We start from the raw sequence: 4256 nt of genomic DNA, 5'->3' as shown, positions 1-4256 counted from the left end.
GTACAAACCATCGTTTTTAATGATGAGGTAATCTTCAACAACAAAAAAAATATTTTCCTGTATAAAAACGGGAGGGTTAAAGTGCTTGCCATAAAAAACGCCTGGTTATTTAAATTAAAAAAACAATTATTTTCTACAAATAGCGAGGGTTTATGGATTTATAAAAACGGTGAATTTGAGGATGCAGGATTTGGTAAAGAACTGGAACTGGCCGGCATCCATTTAAAGCGCATTGCAGATTATGAAAACGGCCAATACCTTTTGCTCGATGACAATAACCGGGTATGGGTATTAAATCCCCTCGAAACAAATAGCGGTAAAAGGTTGCGCCTAATTACCCCCAATCCCGTCACCCTTTCAAAAACTGCCGAGATAAGGGGGATCCTCTACCTGGATAATAGCAAAATATGCGTGTTTACAGCAGAAGGGATTGTTTTTTTAAATAAAGAAGGTAAAACGGTAAACTTTATTTCAAAAGATGTGCTGGGGTTAAATCTCAATTCAGGATTTATCTTCCAGGATATGAATCATAATACCTGGCTGGGTACAGATTCATTTATTTCGCAAATCATTACAAGCTCGCCCTTATCTATATACAATAAACAAAATGGCCTTGAGGGAGATCTATTATCCTTCGGAAAAAAAGACCAGTATTTATATGTGGGTACAGGGAAAGGACTTTTTTATAAAGAAGATAATGCAACCTTTTCTCTTGTACCGGGAACCGCCGGAGAGAACTGGAATATGTTCAATTTTAATCAAAAATTATATTTAGCACACCGCAACGGCGTTTTTGAAATAGAGGGAAAGAAAGCTACGCGGCTGGTAAATCATTTGTTTATACAAACCATAGGCGAGGTACGCAACAGGCCCGATTGCATGATCATGGGCACTTACAACACAGGCATCTGGCTGGTGGAAAAACAAGGCAATACCTGGCATCAAAAAAAAATAAAAGGCTTTGAAGAAGAAACCAGGTTTATACAGCAGGATGATGAGGGCTATTTATGGATAAGTCATTACAACAAGGGGATCTTTAAGCTGCGGTTAAATGCACAAATGGATTCGGTAGCGGGTACCACTTTTTATAATACTGCAAACGGCTTGCCCTCAAACCTTAATAACCGTATTTACCGGTTAAAAAACGGTAAAATAATTGTAACCACTACCGATGGTATTTATAATTATAACAAAATTAAAAACAGGTTTGAGCCCGATGCCATATTCCGAAAAGCAACCGGCAAAGGCTTTTGCATTTATACCCTTGCCGAAAACGCAAATGGCGATATTTACTTTTGGGGGGCTCCATCAAAAAAAACACAAACCGCAGGCGCCCTTATTAAGCAGCCTGGTGGCTCATTTAAGTTATTTTTAACCCCATTCAGCAAAATATCAACAAACACGCACGGTTTGCTGCGTATTGATGTAGACGCACCGGTACTTATTGCCGGCCCCGATGAAGTATGGATTGGTAATGTGGATAAAATTATCAGTTACAATGGTGCTCAAAAAACTTATTATAACAAGCCCTTTAAATTATCCATTAAAGCTGTATTGGCGGCCGATTCAACAATCTTTACAAGCGGCGGCAAACTACCTCAAAACGAGCTTGCATTTAGTCAGAATAAATTAAAATTCATTTTTGMAAGCTCATTTTATGAGGATGCCGATAAAATTGAATACCAGTATAAGTTAAAAGGTTTTGAAAACAAATGGTCCACCTGGAACAAGGAAAAAGAAGCTTTGTTCACCAACCTATCCAACGGCGATTATACCTTTTTTGTACGGGCCAAAAATATTTACGGGCAAATAACCGAGCCTGTTTCTTATTCCTTCCATATCAACGCCCCATGGTATAAAACCTGGTGGGCCTACTTACTTTACCTGCTGTTGGCTTTGCTGGCCTTTTACCTGGTTAATATATTTAATACCAGCCGTATAAGAAGACAAAAACTGGTGCTGGAACGTAAAGTAAATGAAAAAACCATTGAGCTAAGCGGCAAAAACGATGAAATTTTAGCACAAAGCAAGGCACTACAAGAGTTGAATTTAACCAAAGACAAACTCTTTTCTATTATCTCGCACGATTTAAGGGGACCAATAGGCCAATTAAAACAAACCCTTGATTTGGTAAAATCAGGAGAATTAAGTCTGGAAGAACTTGAAACGCTGATACCCGAGCTTGATGACAATATAGGCTCAACATTTAGTCTTACAGATAATTTACTTTATTGGGCACAAAGCCAGATGGAGGGGATCCAGGTAAAGCCTGCCTGGTTTAATGCGATAGATATTGCCGAAGAAAACTATAACTTATTTAAACTGAATGCCGATGCTAAAAACATCCGGATTATAAATAACATCAACAAAAACATTTCCATTTTCGGCGATATGGATATGATAAGGCTGGTATTGCGCAACCTCATCAACAATGCTATTAAATTTACCCCTTGCAATGGCACAATAGTTTTAGGCTACAGCGCCCAGCCGGGATTTGTTGAAGTTTATGTACAGGATACCGGCAACGGAATGTCTGAAACGGAAATTGACGCCATACTAAAAAAAGAAAATTTTCATAAAGACKGTACTTCCGGCGAAAAAGGATCGGGGCTTGGGCTTATGCTTTGCCAGGATTTTATTGCAAAAAACAACGGGAAATTAACCATAGAAAGCAAATTGGGTATAGGCAGTAAAATTTCGTTTTGGTTAAAAGGCGAGAATTAATAAGCTTGTTTAAATAAACTCCACAAACCTCCCCTACCTTTAAAACAAAATTGTAGATTTACCGCAAATTCTTCAAAAAACATGAATATTCACGAATATCAGGGCAAAGCCATATTAAAGAGCTTTGGCGTTAGAGTTCAGGAAGGCATTGTTGCCGATACTGTTGAGCAGGCTGCAGAGGCTGCCCAAAAATTGAAAGAAGACCTGGGATCAAGCTGGGTAGTGATAAAAGCACAGATCCATGCCGGTGGCCGTGGTAAAGGCGGCGGTGTAAAGCTGGCTAAAAACCTTGACCAGGTTAAAGAAATTGCAGGCAATATTATTGGCATGCAGCTGGTTACCCCCCAAACCGGACCCGAAGGTAAAAAAGTAAAAAAGGTTTTAGTAGCACAGGATGTTTACTACCCGGGCGAAAGCGAAACCAAAGAGTTTTATATGWGCGTATTGCTCGATCGTGCTAAGGGCCGTAACATTATCATGTACAGCACCGAAGGCGGTATGGATATTGAGGAAGTTGCACACTCAACTCCCGAATTAATATTTAAAGAAGAAATTGATCCTAAAGTTGGTCTGCAAGGTTTCCAAACCCGCAAAATAGCTTTCAACTTAGGTCTATCGGGCGAGGCTTTTAAAGATATGACCAAATTCATAGCTGCCTTATACAAAGCTTACGAAGCTACCGACTCATCACAATTTGAGATTAACCCGGTATTAAAAACATCTGATAACAAAATTTTAGCTGTTGATGCCAAGGTTAATATTGATGATAACGCATTATACCGTCACCCGGATTATGCCGCTATGCGCGATACCGACGAGGAAGACCCTACCGAAGTTGAAGCAAGCAAATCAAACCTTAACTATGTAAAGCTTGATGGTAACGTAGGCTGTATGGTTAACGGCGCCGGTTTAGCCATGGCAACTATGGATATCATTAAAATTGCCGGCGGCGAGCCTGCCAACTTCCTTGATGTTGGTGGTACTGCCAATGCCGAAACCGTTAAAGCTGGTTTTAACATCATCCTTTCCGACCCTAACGTTAAAGCAATCCTCATCAACATCTTTGGTGGTATTGTTCGTTGCGACCGTGTTGCCCAGGGTGTTATTGATGCCTACAAAGAAATTGGCAACATCCCTGTACCAATCATCGTTCGTTTACAAGGCACCAATGCCACCGAAGCAAAAGAACTGATAGATAACTCAGGTTTAAAAGTATACTCGGCCATTTTGCTTAAAGAAGCAGCCGAAAGAGTAAAAGAAGTATTGGCTTTGTAATTGCCAGTCACACTATATTGAAAGGGGCCTTGTGCCCCTTTTTTGGTTAATGACGCGTTGGTTTTAGCACCCAACACCCCCCGTCATTGCGAGTGGTAAAATTTCGCGAAACTCTGAAGGGGACATGACGTTGCTAAAAGGGCTGTCATGCTGAGCCTGTCGAAGCATAGCGGGCAAAGGCCTCTCCGCGCGAGTCTTCGACAGGCTCAGACTGACAGGGCCTTTACATCTTGAAAATCGAATACGTCATAGGTAGG

Annotated in this window: 1 protein-coding gene and 1 pseudogene; both read left to right on the top strand. The window is 40.5% G+C overall.

Going from position 1 to position 4256, the window contains the following annotated elements:
- On the top strand, positions 1-2724 hold a 2724-nt coding region (locus AC1DPZ_RS23000; protein ID WP_477407842.1), incomplete at its 5' end, for a sensor histidine kinase.
- 78 nt (positions 2725-2802) lie between these two features.
- Positions 2803-3999 (top strand): annotated as a pseudogene (sucC, locus tag AC1DPZ_RS22995) (ADP-forming succinate--CoA ligase subunit beta); the annotation flags it as partial.
- Positions 4000-4256 lie beyond the last annotated feature (257 nt).

The sequence above is a fragment of the Mucilaginibacter sp. P4_G9 genome (genome assembly GCF_056400985.1).
Note: the sequence above shows the minus strand (reverse complement) of the source record. Positions and strands in the feature narration are given on the sequence as shown.